We start from the raw sequence: 14,861 nt of genomic DNA, 5'->3' as shown, positions 1-14,861 counted from the left end.
TCTACGTGCGCGAGGCCGGCTTTGGCGCGACCCCACGCGTAACGCGCGCCCGGTCCGCACTGTCTTCTGGATTCGCCATGACATCGCAAACCATCCGCTTTTATCACCAGGGGTCCGTCCGTGAAATCGCGGACGTCCCGGCAACGCGCACCGTGCTTCAGCACCTGCGCGAGGATCTGCATTGCACGGGCACCAAGGAAGGCTGCGCGGAAGGCGACTGCGGCGCCTGCACGGTCGTGATCGGCGAACTGGACGCGCACGGCGAGCTGGCGCTGAAAGCGGTCAACGCCTGCATCCAGTTCCTGCCCACGCTCGACGGCCGCGCCCTCTTCAGCGTCGAAGACCTGCGCGCCGCCGACGGCACGCTGCACCCCGTCCAGCAAGCCATGGTGGATTGCCACGGCTCCCAATGCGGTTTCTGCACGCCCGGCTTCGTGATGTCGATGTGGGCGCTGTACGAAAACCAGCCGGCCGCCGCCGGCCTGCCCACCCGCGACGAGATCAACGCCGCGCTATCCGGCAATCTGTGCCGCTGCACCGGCTATCGGCCAATCGTCGACGCGTCGCAGAAAATGTTCGATTACCCGCAGTACCCGCGCGTGACGCTGGACCGCCGGGCCATCGCGCAGCAACTGCGCGCGCTGCAACGCAGCGACACCTTCGAATATCGCGCGCCCGACGCACGCGGCGCCGCGTTTGGCTCGCCCGCCTTCCACGCGCCGGTTTCGCTCGACGCCTTCGCCCGTCTGCGTGCCGAGCATCCGCAGGCGCGCCTGTTGGCCGGCAGCACCGACGTCGGCCTGTGGGTCACCAAACAGTTCCGCGATCTCGGCGACATTCTGTATATCGGCAACGTCGCCGAATTGAAGACGATCGAGCGCGACGCGCAAACGCTGACGATCGGCGCCGCCGTCACGCTCGAAGACGCGTACGCCGCGCTCGCCGTCGATTACCCCGAACTCGCCGAACTGTGGACCCGCTTCGCGTCGCTGCCGATCCGCAACGCCGGCACGCTCGGCGGCAATGTCGCGAACGGTTCGCCGATCGGCGATTCGATGCCGGCGCTGCTCGCGCTCGACGCCGAAGTCGTGCTGCGTCACGGCCCGACAACCCGCACGCTGCCGCTCGACGCGCTCTACCTCGGCTATCAGAAAACCGCGCTGGCGGCCGGCGAATTCGTCGCGGCGCTGCGCGTGCCGCGGCCGGCGGGCACGCTGCGCTTTCGCACCTACAAGGTGGCGAAACGCTACGATCAGGACATCTCGGCGGTGTGCGCGGCCTTTGCCTTGCAGATCGACGAAACCGGCACGATCCGGCAAGCCCGAATCGCGTTCGGCGGCATGGCGGCCACGCCGAAGCGCGCCGCGCAAACCGAAGCCGCGCTGAGCGGCGCGCCATGGAACGAAAGCACCGCGCGGCAAGCAATGAACGCACTCGTCGCCGATTACCAGCCGCTTAGCGACATGCGCGCGTCGAGCGCTTACCGGCTGAAGGTGGCGCGCAACGTACTGTGGCGCTTCCACCTCGAAACCCGCGACGACGCGCCGCTCGCGCTGTGCGACGTGAATGCGTTCGCATTCGAGACCGGCGCACCGGACGCCCTCGTGGCGAAGGAGCCGTCGTGATGAACCGCACCGATGCTTTCGTCGATCCGGCCGTGAAACCGATCGTGAATCAGGCTGCCAGGCACGCCGCGAATCCGGCCGCCAGACACGTCGCCTCGCTCGACAAAGACACGGCAATCGGCGTCTCGCTGCCGCACGAATCCGCGGCGCTGCACGTCAGCGGCGAAGCGACCTATACGGACGACATCGCCGAACTGCACGGCACGCTGCACGCCGCGCTTGGCCTGTCGCGCCACGCGCACGCGCGGATCGTCTCGATGAATCTGGACGCGATAAGAAACGCACCCGGCGTGATCGCCGTGCTCACCGCGGAAGATATCCCCGGCGAAAACAATTGCGGCCCGGTGCTGCACGACGACCCGATTCTCGCCGTCGACGAAGTGCTGTATCTCGGCCAGCCGGTCTTCGCCGTGATCGCCGAAAGCCACGACCTCGCGCGCCGCGCCGCCGCACTCGCGAAAAGCGACGACGTGATCCGCTACGAGCCGCTCGAAGCGATCCTCACACCCGCCGAAGCCAAGGCGAAGCAGCAATACGTGCTGCCGCCGCTGCATCTGAAGCGCGGCGAGCCGGCCGCGAAAATCGCCGCCGCGCCGCACCGAATCGCCGCCACGTTCGAAGTCGGCGGCCAGGAACAGTTTTATCTCGAAGGCCAGATTGCCTACGCGGTGCCGAAAGAAATGGACGGCATGCTGGTCTACAGTTCGACGCAGCATCCGAGCGAAATGCAGCAGGTGGTCGCGCATATGCTCGACTGGCCGGCGCATAGCGTGGTGTGCGAATGCCGGCGCATGGGCGGCGGCTTCGGCGGCAAGGAATCGCAATCGGCAGTGTTCGCGTGCGTGGCTTCGCTGGCGGCGAAACTGCTGCGCCGCCCGGTCAAACTGCGCGCCGATCGCGACGACGATTTCATGATCACCGGCAAGCGCCACGACGCAGTCTATACGTACGAAGCCGGCTTCGACGACAACGGCCGCATTCTCGGCGCGCGCGTCGAAATCGCTTTGCGCGCGGGCTATTCCGCCGACCTCTCCGGCGCCGTCGCGACGCGCGCCGTGTGCCACTTCGACAATGCGTACTACCTGTCCGACGTCGATATCGTCGCGCTGTGCTGCAAGACCAACACGCAGTCGAACACCGCGTTTCGCGGCTTCGGCGGTCCGCAAGGCGCGCTCGTGATGGAGGTGATGATCGACAGCATCGCACGTGAATTGAAGCGCGATCCGCTCGACGTGCGCGTCGCCAATTACTACGGGATCGGCGAGCGCAATACGACGCCGTACGGACAGCGCGTCGAAGACAACGTGATCGCGCCGCTGACCAACGAGTTGCTCGACACCAGCGACTATCGCGCACGCCGCGCGGAAATCGCGGCCTTCAACGCAACGAGCCCGGTGCTCAAACGCGGTCTGTCGTTCTCGCCGGTGAAGTTCGGCATTTCGTTCAATGTGCCGTTTCTGAACCAGGCCGGCGCGCTGGTGCATGTGTACAAAGACGGCTCGGTGCTGGTCAATCACGGCGGCACCGAGATGGGCCAGGGGCTCAACACGAAGGTCGCGCAGGTCGTCGCCAATGCATTGGGTTTGCCGCTCACGCGCGTGCGGGTCACGGCAACCGACACGTCGAAGATCGCCAACACCTCGGCGACTGCGGCATCGACGGGTAGCGATCTGAACGGCAAAGCCGCCGAAGCCGCCGCGCACACCATCCGCGCGCGGCTCGCCGAACTTGCGGCGAAGCAACTCGGCGGCCACGCGAACGACGTGCGCTTCGCCAACGGCGAGGTGTCGGTGAACGGCGGCGCGATGCCGTTCGAACAACTGGTGAGCGCCGCGTATCTGGCGCGCGTGCAGTTGTGGTCGGACGGTTTCTACACCACGCCGAAGGTGCATTGGGATGCGAAAACGCTGACCGGTCACCCGTTTTATTACTTTGCGTACGGCGCGGCGGTGTCGGAAGTCGTGATCGACACGCTGACCGGCGAATGGAAACTGGTGCGCGCGGACGTGCTGCACGACGCCGGTCAGTCGATCAATCCGGCGATCGACATCGGCCAGGTGGAAGGCGGCTTCATTCAGGGCATGGGCTGGCTCACCACCGAAGAATTATGGTGGAACCGCGACGGCCGTCTGATGACGCATGCGCCGTCCACGTACAAGATTCCGGCGGTGAGCGACACGCCGGCGGCATTCCACGTGCAGCTCTATCAGAACCGCAACGCCGAGCCGACCGTGTTCCACTCGAAGGCGGTCGGCGAGCCGCCGTTGTTGCTGCCGTTCTCGGTGTTTCTGGCGATTCGCGACGCCATCGCGGCTGCCGTGCCGAACGCGGAGCAAGCGCCGCCCTTACGCGCGCCGGCCACGCCCGAGGCGATTCTCGACGCGCTGGACGCCTTACATGCGGCAAGCGACACGAACGCGTCGGACCACACTCAACCGGCCGCACGGACACCCCGCGCGGCCCTGTATGGAGAACCGCCGGATGCAAGCCTGGCTACCTGACCTGCAACAACTGCTCGCGCACGGCGACGCTGCCGTGCTGGTGACGGTCGCGCGCGTCGAAGGGTCGGCGCCCCGCGAGGCCGGCACCAAGATGATCGTCACGCGCGAATCGGCGAAACATACGATTGGTGGCGGCCACCTTGAATGGAAAGCAATCGAGACCGCGCGCCAGGTCTTGCGCGACGGCATGCGCTCGCCGCACATGCGCCGGCTGGAGCGTTTCGCGCTCGGCCCAAGCCTCGGCCAATGCTGTGGCGGCGCGGTGATTCTCGCGTTCGAGCGGCTCGATATCGGCGATCTCGGCTGGATCACGTCGCTCGCGAAACGCGTGGCCGCGGGCCAATCGACGGTGCGTAGCGTATCATTCGGCCCCGCACCGGATGCGGTGATGCTGTCCGACCCCGAGCCGGGTGTCGACGCCGCCGACTGCCTGCTGTGGGACGGCGCCGGCTTCGACGACAGCGGCGCGCTGCTCACCGAGACCATCGCGCCAGGCGACTTTTCGGTCGTGCTGTTCGGCGCCGGTCACGTGGGCGCGGCGCTGGTTCGCGTGCTGGCCACGCTGCCCTGCGCGGTGCGTTGGGTGGACGAGCGCGACGCACAGTTTCCACCGGCCGAATTGCTGCACGCGGCCAACGTGAAAATCGATCCGAACGACGCCCCCGACGAAGCCATCGACCAGGCTTTGCCGAACACGTACTTCATCGTGATGACGCATAACCACACGCTCGATCTGGAACTGGCCGAGCGGATTCTGCGGCGTGGCGATTTCGCGTTCTTCGGCATGATCGGCTCGCATAGCAAGCGCAAGCAGTTCGAACACAGGCTCGCCGCGCGCGGCCTCGACCCGGCGCTGATCGGGCGGATGAAATGCCCGCTCGGCGTGGACGGCATCGTCGACAAGTCGCCGGAGATCATCGCGATCTCGGCGGCGGCGCAGGTGCTGCAAGCCGTCGAGGCGAACGCCGGCCTGCATCACGCGACGCCGACGGTTTGACACAAGGCGCCTTGTCCGACAGCCCTCAGATAAGGCGATGGCATCCAGTGCGAACCGACTCCAACACCACCCCTGACCGACCATGACTACAACGACCGCTACCCCCACGACGCTCGCCGACAAAACCGCGCGGGCACCGAAGGCCGAGTTGCACATTCATATTGAAGGCTCGCTCGAACCCGAGCTGATTTTCGCGCTCGCCGAGCGCAACGGCGTGAAGCTCGCGTACGACTCGATCGACGCGTTGCGCGCCGCGTACGCGTTCACCGATCTGCAATCGTTCCTCGACATCTATTACGCCGGCGCGAGCGTGCTGCTGCACGAGCAGGATTTCTACGACATGACGACGGCGTATGTGGAACGCTGCCTCGCCGACAACGTGATTCACAGCGAGATTTTCTTCGATCCGCAGACACACACCGAACGCGGTGTGCCGATCGCGACGGCCGTCGCCGGAATCGAACGCGCGCTCGCCGACGCTGAAAAGCGCGGCATGACCAGCAAGCTGATTCTGTGTTTCCTGCGCCATCTGTCGGAAGAAGAGGCGCTCGCCACCTTCGAAGAAGCACGGCCGCTGTTCGAGCAGTACAAGCATCGCCTGATCGGCGTGGGGCTCGATTCGTCGGAGCGCGGCCACCCGCCTTCGAAGTTCGAACGCGTGTTCGCGAAGGCGCGCGCGCTCGGCCTGAAACTGGTCGCGCATGCGGGCGAAGAAGGTCCGCCGTCGTATATCTATGAAGCGCTCGATCTGCTGAAAGTGGACCGCGTCGATCACGGCGTGCGCAGTATCGAAGATCCGGCGCTCGTCGCGCGTCTGGCCGATTCGCGCGTGGCGTTGACCGTGTGTCCGCTGTCCAACCTGAAGCTGTGCGTGTTCGACGATCTGACCAAACACACGCTCAAAGACCTGCTGGATCGCGGCGTCGCCGTGACGGTGAATTCCGACGATCCCGCTTATTTCGGCGGTTACGTGAACGCCAATTATTTCGCCACTATCGACGCGTTGAAGCTCAACGATGCCGAGGTCTACACGATCATCCGCAACAGCTTCGAAGCGTCGTTCGTCACGCCCGAGCAACGCAGCGAACTGATCGCGAAGCTCGACGCGCACTGGCACCCAGACGGCCCGCACTGACGGGCCGACGTATAGCAGCCGGCGGCGGCGCACGCTCTCCCGAGAGCGCAGTCAGAACACCGTCGCCGAGCTGTTCAGCTTCCCACAATCGGAGACGGTTTTTCCATGACTCATTCGGCCAACCCGGCTAAAGCAGGCCAAGCGGCATTTCGCGCGCAACTGCTGACCTTCAACGGCGATCCCGCGCAATCGCCCAACGCAGCGGTCTTCAACGAGGACGGCTTGCTGATCGTCGAAGACGGTCATGTGGTCGCGGCCGGCGCGTATGCGGCGCTCGCGTCGCAACTCGCGCCCGGCACCCAGGTGCAGGACATGCGCGACAAGCTGATCGTGCCGGGCTTCATCGACACGCACATCCACTATCCGCAGACCGACATGATCGCCTCGCCGGCGCCGGGTCTGTTGCCGTGGCTCGACACCTACACGTTCCCGACCGAACGCCGCTTCAGCGATCCGGCGTATGCGCAAGACACCGCGAGCTTTTTCGTCGAAGAACTGCTGGCTTGCGGCACCACCACCGCGCTGGTGTATTGCACGGTCCATAAGGAATCGGCCGACGCGCTCTTCACCGAAAGCGAAGCCCGCAATCTGCGGATGGTGGCCGGCAAGGTGCTGATGGACCGCCATTGCCCCGAGTTCCTGCAGGACACGCCGCAATCGGGCTACGACGACAGCGCCGAGTTGATCGGCCGCTGGCATAACCGTGGCCGCCAGATGTACGCGCTCACGCCGCGTTTCGCGCCGACTTCGACTGAAGCGCAACTCGAAGCATGCGGTGTGTTGGCCAAAGAGCATTCGGACATCTTCATTCAGAGCCATGTGGCGGAAAACACCGACGAAGTGAAGTGGGTCGCCGATCTGTTCCCGGGCCACCGCAGCTATCTGGACATCTACGATCACTACGGTTTGCTGCGCCGCCGCGCGGTGTACGGCCATTGCATCTACCTCGACGAGGAAGACCGCAAGCGCATGGCGCAAACCGGCGCGGTCGCGTCGCACTGCCCGACGTCGAATCTGTTCCTCGGCAGCGGTCTGTTCGACTTCGACAAGGCCGACGCAGCCGGCATGCCGATCGCACTCGCCACCGACGTCGGCGGCGGCACGTCGTTCTCGATGCTGCAAACCATGAACGAGGCGCACAAGGTTGCGCGCCTCACCGGCCACCATCTGACCGCCACGCGGATGTTCTATCTGGCGACCGCCGGCGCCGCCGAAGCACTCGACCTCGCGGATAAGGTCGGCACGTTGAAGCCGAAGTCGGAAGCGGACTTCGTGGTGCTCGATCCGCAAGCGACACCGCTGCTCGCACGCCGCACCGCGCGCACCGAATCGCTGGAAGAGTTGCTGTTCGCGTTCGCGCTGCTCGGCGACGATCGCGCGATCTATGAAACGTATGCGGCCGGCAAGCGCGTGCATCGCCGCGACGACGTGCGGGTGCATGCACCGCGTACGGCGAGGATCGCGGCATAACAACCGCCCCCAGTTGAATGAAAAAACGGCGCTTCGATTCGAAGCGCCGTTTTTCTTTGGCTCAACCTTTTACCGCACGGGACAACCCGCTCAACGCTGCGTACACACCTCGTGCAACGCATTAAGCCGTCGCACCGGATCGGCGACATACGGATTCGACTCGTCCCACGCATAACCCGCCAGCACCGCGGCGATCATCCGCCGGATCGACGGCGCCTGTTCCGGATAGAAGATGATGTCCTGCAACGCGCCGGTGTACCAGCGCTCGACAAACGCGCGGAACGTATCGATCCCCTTGCGCAGCGGCACGTCGTAAGCGGCGGACCAGTCGACCTCTTCGCCATCCAGTTGCCGGTTCAAGGTCTCGACCGCGAGATGCGCGGAGCGCAACGCGATCGTCACGCCCGACGAGAACACCGGATCGAGAAACTCGCCCGCATTGCCGAGCAACGCGTAACCCGGCCCATGCAAGCGCTCCACGTTCGCCGCATAACCGCCGATATGCCGCACCGGCATCAGGAACGGCGCGTTGCCGATCAGCCGGTTGAACGTCGGCTCCTGCTGGATCAACTCGCGCAACTTCGCGTCACGCGCCGCTTCCGGCACTTCGAGAAAACTCGCCTCGGCCACGCAGCCCACCGACGAACGGCCGCCCGCCAGCGGAATCATCCAGAACCACACATCGCGGCGCTCCGGATGGGTCGCCACGCAGATCTTGTTGCGGTCGGTAACGCCGGCGGGAATGCCGTCCTGCACGTGAGTGAAGATCGCGGCGCGCGTCGGCATGCCGGTCGGCGCTTCGAGGTTCAGCAGGCGCGGCAGCACGCGGCCGAAGCCGCTCGCGTCGAGCACGAAACGCGCTTCGATCTGATACGCGCGATCCGCCTCGTCGATCACGTCGACCAATGGCCGCGCGCCGGTGTGAACCGCGCGCACCGCGTGACCGAAGCGCACGTCGGCGCCCTGCTGCGCCGCGCAGCGAATCAGAATGTCGTCGAACACCGCGCGTTCGACCTGGTAGGTCGTGCCCCAGCCCGGCGAATGCTTGTCGCGGAAGTCGAACGCCGACGACTTGTCGCCGCAGATGAAATGCGCGCCGTTCTTGTACTGGAAGCCGGCTTCGACCACGGCCTGCAACATGCCGGCTTCTTCGAGGTAGGCCATGCTCTGCGGCAGCAGGCTTTCGCCGATCGAGAAACGCGGAAAATGCTGGCGCTCCAGCACCAGCACGGAACGACCCGCTTTGCGCAGCAGCGCTGCTGCAACCGCGCCCGCCGGACCCGCGCCGATGATCGCGACATCGACGCTAGTGCGCTCTGACGTGTGTGTAGTCAAGTTTGCCTCAAATCGTTTGCTTGCCATGTGCAGCGTTACGCTGCATCCTTACGTCTCGTTACAATTGCCTGCTAAACGCCCCGCATAAAATGCGCCCGGGGCACAGCAAAAACAAAATTTCGCCGCGGAGCCCAGCGTGTCGCCATCCGAAACATCCAGCGTGCCGTACGTGCCCGAAACGGCCTTCGGGATCTGGTTCCTGCGTACCCACACGTGGGAACACCATGTCCTGCGGGTCGCGATCAACGACCTCAAACGCCTGATCGACACGCCGTTACCGGCTGCGCCGGTTATCGTCGACGTCGGCTGCGGACAGGGCATTTCGTTCCGGCTGCTCGCCGAGGCATTCAGGCCGCGGCGCATTGTCGGGGTCGATTTTCACGAGGCGTCGCTGGCGCTCGCCACGAACGCGGCCAACGCGTGCCGCGCCCAGTGCGCCGATATCGACGTGCTGCACGGCGACTGCGCGAAACTGCCGCTGCCTGATGCAAGCGCCGACATCGTGTTCTGCCACCAAACCTTTCATCATCTCGTCGAGCAGGACCGCGCGCTCGCCGAGTTCCGCCGTGTGCTCAAACCGGGCGGCGTGCTGCTGTTCGCCGAATCCACCGACGCGTACATCAAGTCGTGGGTAATCCGGCTGCTGTTCCGTCATCCGATGCAGGTGCAAAAGAGCGCCGACGGCTACCTCGACATGATCCGCCGTGGCGGCTTCAGCTTCACCCAGCGCAACGTTTCGCTGCCTTACCTGTGGTGGAGCCGCGCGAAAGACTTCGGTCTGTTCGAACGCATCGGTCTGTCCCATCCGCGGCCCGGCAAGCGTCGTGAGACGCTGGTCAATGTGGCGGCGGTCAAGGTCGGTTGAGGCGCGCTTTAAAGCTCGCCAAGTCAAAACCGTTCCAGCACGAATCAAACCTGCTACCCACTTCCCTGCTTATCTGCTTTAGCGGCGCAAGGCGGCGACATGCACTGCCGCCGCCTTGCCGCCTTCATGCTTCGCCGCGCCGCGAGGCGCCGCTTCCAACCACCTGCGCCTACTTGCGCAACGTCACCACGTCACCCGTCAATGCCACACCCGCGATCACCGCACCCGCGCCGCACGTGAACTCGGTCGCGCTTTCACGCAGTTCGTTCTTGTAGTTGCTCTTGATGTTGATCACCGCGTTGCCGCCTTCCTTGCGCGCGCGTTCCTGCAATTCGATCACCGCCGACAGAAACACGTGCTGGCAAGCCTGCAGGTCGCTCTTGCCGAATGCGTTGGTCTTCTTGTTGGTGGCGAATTCGCCCATCGATTTGACAACGGCCGCATGGTGCTGACCCGCGAAATACAGGCCGATGTCGTCGCTGACCTTGCCCGGTTCGCTGTGCAAGGCGGCGTCGATCGGATAGTTGTCGACGGTGTCGCGCGCGAAGGCCGGCGCGGCGCACAACGTGGCAAACGAAGCGATCAGTGCAGCACACATCAGATGGCGTTTCATGGAGACTCCTTGGTGGTTGTTGTTGCTATGTGAGTTCTATTTCAATTCGACTTAATTCGAGTCCAGCACGACGAGCTGGCCCTTCACCGCGATCGCGGCGGCGCTGGGACTCACGCCGCAAGTGAAGTCCGTCGACGAACGGGTCTCGGTGCTATGAAAGCGAGTCTCGACGTCGATCACGGCATTCGCGTGGCGCTCGAGCGCCGCCGCGCGCAGCTTGCGCACCGCCTCGGCGAGCGCCATGTGGCACGCGGCGTCCGGCGTGGCGACCTGACGGGCGATCCGCACCGAATACGACACCTCACCCAACTGGCTCGTCACCGCCGGGTGATCCTGCTGGCCGAAATACACCTGCACGCTGTCACCCGCTTGACCGCCTGCCGCGTTCAGCGACGCCGGTTTGCCGAGATGAACCGGCCCGCCGCCGCCCGATTGACCGCCGGCCGCACTCAGCGGCACCGACAGCACCTGCGTCGCGCAACCTGCCTGCGTCAGCGCCACGACGGCCAGCGCGCCCAGCACACCCATCATCTTTTTCATTGTTATCGCCCTCGGTTTTTTTAAGTTAGCGGCCGTCTCAGCCGCCTTGCCACGCTTCAAACATCAGGCTCGCGCAACTGCCGCCGAACCCAAACGAAACCGACATCGCCGTGTCGATCCGCGCGTCGCGCGTAGTACGCACGAGCGGCAAATCGCCCAGCGCCGGCTCCGGCGTCTCGATGCCCGCCGTGCCCGCGATGAAACCGTCGCGCATCATCAGCAACGTATAGATCGCCTCGTGCGCGCCGCACGCGCCGAGCGGATGTCCGGTCATGCCCTTGGTCGACGAGAACGCCGGCACGCCGTGGCCGAAGGACTGGTCGGACGCGGCGCCGAACACGTCGCTCAGCGCGCGCAGTTCTTCGACGTCGCCGAGCGGTGTCGACGGCGCGTGCGCGTTGATGTAGTCCGGCCGCTTGCCCGCTTCGCTCAGCGCACCGCGCATGGCCCGCGCGATGCCGGCCGCGCGCGGCGTGACCATGCCGGCGCTGTCGGTGCAGTCGCCGAAACCGGTCAGCTCCGCGTAGATGCGCGCGCCGCGCGCCAGCGCGTGATCGCGCGCTTCGAGCACCAGCACGCCGGCGCCCGAGGCGATCACGAAACCGTCGCGCGCCGTGTCGTACGGCCGCGACGCGTGCTGCGGCGTGTCGTTGAAGCGCCGCGACAACGCGCCCATCGAATCGAACATCAGCGTCATGTTGTCGTGCAGCGATTCGCTGCCGCCGGCCAGCACGATCTGCTGGCGGCCGCTCTGAATCAGCTGCATGGCCTGCCCGATCGCCAGCGCCGACGTGGTACACGCCGACGACGGCGAATAGCTAACGCCTTCGAGCCCGAACACCTGCGCAACATTGGCCGACGCGGTGCTGCTCATGGCGTGCGGTACGACGTACGGCGGCACCTTGTCGACGCCGCGCGCGTTGGCGATCAGCATGGCCGCGTCGTAACTCAGCATATTGCCGACGCCCGAGCCGATCACCGTGCCCGCTTGCGGTGAACGCAGCGTGGCTTGAACGAGCCCGGCGTCGTCGATCGCCTGGCGCGCGGCGTGGCACGCAAAACGCGCGGTGTCGCCCATGAAGCGCTCGAGCTTGCGCTCGAACGGCGGCTCGTGCGCGACCGAGGCCACGCCCGCCACCTGCGAGCCGAAGCCGCGCTCGCGCCACGCGTCGATCCGCTCGATCCGCGAGCGGCCCGAGCGCAACGCGGCGGACACGCCGTCGAGCGTATTGCCGAGACACGACACGATCCCCATGCCGGTCACGACGACCCGTTGCAGCGCCACGCTCATCGAACGCGCCTGAAAATCAGCGACGTATTGATGCCGCCGAACGCGAAGTTGTTGCTCATCACGTAGTCGGCGTCGATCTCACGGCCCGTACCGACGATGTAATCGAGCGGCGCGCAAGCCAGGTCGACGTTGTTCAGGTTCAGGGTCGGCGCATACCAGTTGCGCTTCATCATTTCGATGGTCCACCACGCTTCGAGCGCGCCGCACGCGCCGAGCGTGTGGCCGACATAGCTCTTCAGCGAACTGATCGGCATGTGCGCGCCGAAGGTCTGCGCGGTCGCATGGCTTTCGGCGATATCGCCGCGATCCGTCGACGTGCCGTGCGCGTTCACATACTGAATTGCTTCAGGCGGCAGTTGCGCGTCGCGCAGCGCGAGTTGCATGGCGAGCGCCATGGTTTCGGCGGTCGGCTGGGTCATATGCGCGCCGTCCGAATTGCAGCCGAAGCCGACGATCTCCGCGTGAATCCGCGCGCCGCGCGCCATGGCATGTTCGTATTCTTCGAGCACCAGCGTGGCCGCGCCTTCGCCGACCACGAGGCCATCGCGCGCGGCATCGAAAGGACGCGGCGTCAGATGCGGCTCGTCGTTGCGCGTGCTGGTCGCGTACAGCGTGTCGAACACGGCGACCGCGGGGCCCGACAACTCTTCCGCGCCGCCCGCCAGCATCAGCGTCTGCTTGCCGCTCTGGATCGCCTCATACGCGTAGCCGATCGCCTGACTGCCCGACGCGCACGCGCACGAGGTGGGAATGATCCGACCTTTGAGGTCCCAGAACAGGCTCACGTTGACCGCCGTGGTGTGCGGCATCATCTGCACGTAGCTGTTCGACGTGACGTCGCCCATCGAGCCGGTTTCGAGCATCGTGCCGAACGCGCGGATCGGCTGCACCGAGCCCGACGACGAACCGTAGGCGACGCCCATGCGGCCGTCCTTGATCGTGTCGTTATCGGCGAGGCCGGCGTCGGCGAGCGCGAGTTCGCTGGCGCGCACGGAATACATCGACACCGGGCCCATCGAACGGGTCTTCTTGCGCGGATAGTGCGTGGGCAGCTTGAATTCCGGCAACGGACACGCGAGCCGCGTATGCAGCGACTCGAAGTAATCCCATTCGGGCATGCGGCGCACCGCGTTCACGCCGCTTCTCAGGCGCGGCTCGATCGCGTCCCAGCTATCGCCGAACGCCGTGACGCCGCCCATGCCGGTAATGACGACACGCTTCATCACACCATCCCACCGTTGACGCCGATCACCTGACGCGTGACGTACGAGGCCGCATCCGACATCAGGAAGCTGACCACGGACGCCACCTCGGCAGGCTGGCCGACGCGGTTCATCGGCACCGTCTTCAGCGCGTGCTCGAGTTGCAGTTCTTCGAGCATGCCGGTCTCGATCAGACCCGGCGCCACGCAGTTGACGGTGATATTGCGCGTCGCCAGTTCGACGGCGAGCGCCTTGCTAGCGCCGATCAGGCCGGCTTTCGCCGCGCTGTAGTTGACCTGGCCGCGATTGCCCATCACGCCGGATACCGACGCGATCGTGACGATCCGGCCGCCCTTGCGGGCGCGCACCATCGGCATGGTCAGCGGATGCACGACGTTGTAAAACGAGTCGAGACCGGTTTCGATCACAATGTCCCAGTCTTCTTCGGTGAGCGCGGGAAACGCGGCGTCGCGGGTCACGCCCGCGCTGCAAACGATCCCGTAGTACGGGCCGTGCGCGGCCACATCCGCTTCGAGCACGTCGCGGCACACGGCGCGTTCGCGCACGTCGAATTGCAGCACGCGTGCCGTGCCGCCCTGCGCGGCGATGCCCGTCGCAACCGCTTCGGCTTCGGTGCGTCCCGTGCGGCAATGCACGGAGACGGCGAAGCCGTCGGCGGCCAACTTATACGCAATTGCACGGCCAATGCCACGGCTTGCGCCGGTAACGAGAACACGCCGGCTCATGAACTGAAACTCCCCTCAATGAATGACTGAAAATCGGGCGGTTGAAACACCTTGATGACGGCTTCCGCGCAGTGCAGATCGCCGTGATGGATCGTGCATTCGTACGCGCCGTGGCCTTCTTCGCTGCGCAGCAGTTCGGTGACGTGAACGCGCAACTGCGCGCCGCCGCTGAACGACGTCTCCAGCGCTTTGTAACTGCGCGAGCCGAGCAGGACACCGGGCCGCGCCCGGCCGCCGCCGCGCATGGCCAGCAACGCGACGTGCGCGGCGATCGCCTGCGCCATCAGTTCGATGCCGAGCCATGCGGGCATCGCGCCGTCGGCGTCCGCGTACCAGGCGTCGGCGTGGACGGTGGCGCGCGCGCTCAGCGTGTCGTCGTCGAAGGCTTCCACGGCGTCGATCAGCAGCATGGTGCCGCGATGCGGGATGATCGCTTCGATCGGCTGTTGCAGTAATTGCTCGTGGGTCAGCGTTGGCGTTGGCGTTGGCGTTGGCATCGCAGCCGGCGTGGTCGGGGTTAGCGTCGTCGTAGTCATGGTGC

13 protein-coding genes are annotated in these 14,861 nt (G+C 65.5%); 6 read left to right on the top strand and 7 right to left on the bottom strand.

The annotated features are described in order from the left end of the window. Positions 1–77: 77 nt before the first annotated feature. The 5 genes from xdhA (at position 78) to guaD (ending at position 7,728) form a co-directional block, all read left to right on the top strand. Entirely contained in the window at positions 78–1,625 is a 1,548-nt protein-coding gene (gene xdhA, locus GGD40_RS17445; RefSeq protein ID WP_179744372.1) for a xanthine dehydrogenase small subunit, read from the top strand. Next, on the top strand, positions 1,625–4,126 hold the full coding sequence (xdhB, locus tag GGD40_RS17440) for a xanthine dehydrogenase molybdopterin binding subunit (protein WP_218900916.1): 2,502 nt from the start codon (positions 1,625–1,627) through the stop codon (positions 4,124–4,126). The genes xdhA and xdhB overlap by 1 nt, the downstream gene beginning before the upstream one ends. After that, positions 4,107–5,123, top strand: a complete 1,017-nt coding sequence (xdhC, locus tag GGD40_RS17435; RefSeq protein WP_179744371.1) for a xanthine dehydrogenase accessory protein XdhC — start codon at positions 4,107–4,109, stop codon at positions 5,121–5,123. The genes xdhB and xdhC overlap by 20 nt, the downstream gene beginning before the upstream one ends. Before the next feature lie 82 nt (positions 5,124–5,205). Next, positions 5,206–6,258, top strand: coding sequence for an adenosine deaminase (locus tag GGD40_RS17430; RefSeq protein WP_179744370.1), 1,053 nt, complete (start codon positions 5,206–5,208; stop codon positions 6,256–6,258). Positions 6,259–6,363: 105 nt separating this feature from the next. After that, entirely contained in the window at positions 6,364–7,728 is a 1,365-nt protein-coding gene (guaD, locus tag GGD40_RS17425) for a guanine deaminase (protein ID WP_179744369.1), read from the top strand. A gap of 90 nt (positions 7,729–7,818) precedes the next feature. Here guaD and GGD40_RS17420 read toward each other — a convergent pair whose 3' ends face one another. Further along, complete coding sequence (locus tag GGD40_RS17420) at positions 7,819–9,090, bottom strand: NAD(P)/FAD-dependent oxidoreductase (RefSeq protein WP_373565292.1); 1,272 nt, start codon at positions 9,088–9,090, stop codon at positions 7,819–7,821. Positions 9,091–9,199: 109 nt separating this feature from the next. Here GGD40_RS17420 and GGD40_RS17415 point away from each other — a divergent pair, with 109 nt between their 5' ends. Then, the gene (locus GGD40_RS17415) at positions 9,200–9,928 is read left to right on the top strand and encodes a class I SAM-dependent methyltransferase (protein ID WP_179744367.1); all 729 of its coding nucleotides are present in this window, start codon (positions 9,200–9,202) and stop codon (positions 9,926–9,928) included. Positions 9,929–10,097: 169 nt separating this feature from the next. Here GGD40_RS17415 and GGD40_RS17410 read toward each other — a convergent pair whose 3' ends face one another. Genes GGD40_RS17410 through GGD40_RS17385 form a run of 6 tightly spaced genes read right to left on the bottom strand, consistent with a single transcriptional unit; the run spans position 10,098 to position 14,817 of the window. Next, entirely contained in the window at positions 10,098–10,541 is a 444-nt protein-coding gene (locus GGD40_RS17410; protein WP_179744366.1) for an excinuclease ABC subunit A, read from the bottom strand. 51 nt (positions 10,542–10,592) lie between these two features. Next, positions 10,593–11,081, bottom strand: a complete 489-nt coding sequence (locus tag GGD40_RS17405; protein WP_179744365.1) for a signal peptidase — start codon at positions 11,079–11,081, stop codon at positions 10,593–10,595. A gap of 37 nt (positions 11,082–11,118) precedes the next feature. Then, positions 11,119–12,372: a beta-ketoacyl-[acyl-carrier-protein] synthase family protein gene (locus GGD40_RS17400; protein WP_179744364.1), complete on the bottom strand. Its 1,254-nt coding sequence runs from the start codon at positions 12,370–12,372 to the stop codon at positions 11,119–11,121. Continuing rightward, the gene (locus GGD40_RS17395) at positions 12,369–13,595 is read right to left on the bottom strand and encodes a beta-ketoacyl-ACP synthase (protein ID WP_179744363.1); all 1,227 of its coding nucleotides are present in this window, start codon (positions 13,593–13,595) and stop codon (positions 12,369–12,371) included. The genes GGD40_RS17400 and GGD40_RS17395 overlap by 4 nt, the downstream gene beginning before the upstream one ends. Continuing rightward, on the bottom strand, positions 13,595–14,320 hold the full coding sequence (locus tag GGD40_RS17390; protein WP_179703369.1) for a 3-ketoacyl-ACP reductase FabG2: 726 nt from the start codon (positions 14,318–14,320) through the stop codon (positions 13,595–13,597). The genes GGD40_RS17395 and GGD40_RS17390 overlap by 1 nt, the downstream gene beginning before the upstream one ends. Continuing rightward, positions 14,317–14,817, bottom strand: a complete 501-nt coding sequence (locus GGD40_RS17385) for a hotdog family protein (RefSeq protein WP_179744962.1) — start codon at positions 14,815–14,817, stop codon at positions 14,317–14,319. Before GGD40_RS17385 ends, GGD40_RS17390 begins: the two co-directional genes overlap by 4 nt. Positions 14,818–14,861 lie beyond the last annotated feature (44 nt).

The organism is Paraburkholderia bryophila (assembly GCF_013409255.1).
Taxonomy (GTDB): Bacteria; Pseudomonadota; Gammaproteobacteria; order Burkholderiales; family Burkholderiaceae; genus Paraburkholderia.
Note: the sequence above shows the minus strand (reverse complement) of the source record. Positions and strands in the feature narration are given on the sequence as shown.

Excerpts from the sequence above, each read along its gene's own strand:
- xdhA (WP_179744372.1), top strand. The coding sequence starts at position 78 with ATGACATCGCAAACCATCCGCTTTTATCACCAGGGGTCCGTCCGTGAA.
- xdhB (WP_218900916.1), top strand. The coding sequence starts at position 1,625 with ATGAACCGCACCGATGCTTTCGTCGATCCGGCCGTGAAACCGATCGTG.
- xdhC (WP_179744371.1), top strand. The coding sequence starts at position 4,107 with ATGCAAGCCTGGCTACCTGACCTGCAACAACTGCTCGCGCACGGCGAC.
- GGD40_RS17430 (WP_179744370.1), top strand. The coding sequence starts at position 5,206 with ATGACTACAACGACCGCTACCCCCACGACGCTCGCCGACAAAACCGCG.
- guaD (WP_179744369.1), top strand. The coding sequence starts at position 6,364 with ATGACTCATTCGGCCAACCCGGCTAAAGCAGGCCAAGCGGCATTTCGC.
- GGD40_RS17420 (WP_373565292.1), bottom strand. The coding sequence starts at position 9,090 with ATGGCAAGCAAACGATTTGAGGCAAACTTGACTACACACACGTCAGAG.
- GGD40_RS17410 (WP_179744366.1), bottom strand. The coding sequence starts at position 10,541 with ATGAAACGCCATCTGATGTGTGCTGCACTGATCGCTTCGTTTGCCACG.
- GGD40_RS17405 (WP_179744365.1), bottom strand. The coding sequence starts at position 11,081 with ATGAAAAAGATGATGGGTGTGCTGGGCGCGCTGGCCGTCGTGGCGCTG.
- GGD40_RS17400 (WP_179744364.1), bottom strand. The coding sequence starts at position 12,372 with ATGAGCGTGGCGCTGCAACGGGTCGTCGTGACCGGCATGGGGATCGTG.
- GGD40_RS17395 (WP_179744363.1), bottom strand. The coding sequence starts at position 13,595 with ATGAAGCGTGTCGTCATTACCGGCATGGGCGGCGTCACGGCGTTCGGC.
- GGD40_RS17390 (WP_179703369.1), bottom strand. The coding sequence starts at position 14,320 with ATGAGCCGGCGTGTTCTCGTTACCGGCGCAAGCCGTGGCATTGGCCGT.
- GGD40_RS17385 (WP_179744962.1), bottom strand. The coding sequence starts at position 14,817 with ATGCCAACGCCAACGCCAACGCCAACGCTGACCCACGAGCAATTACTG.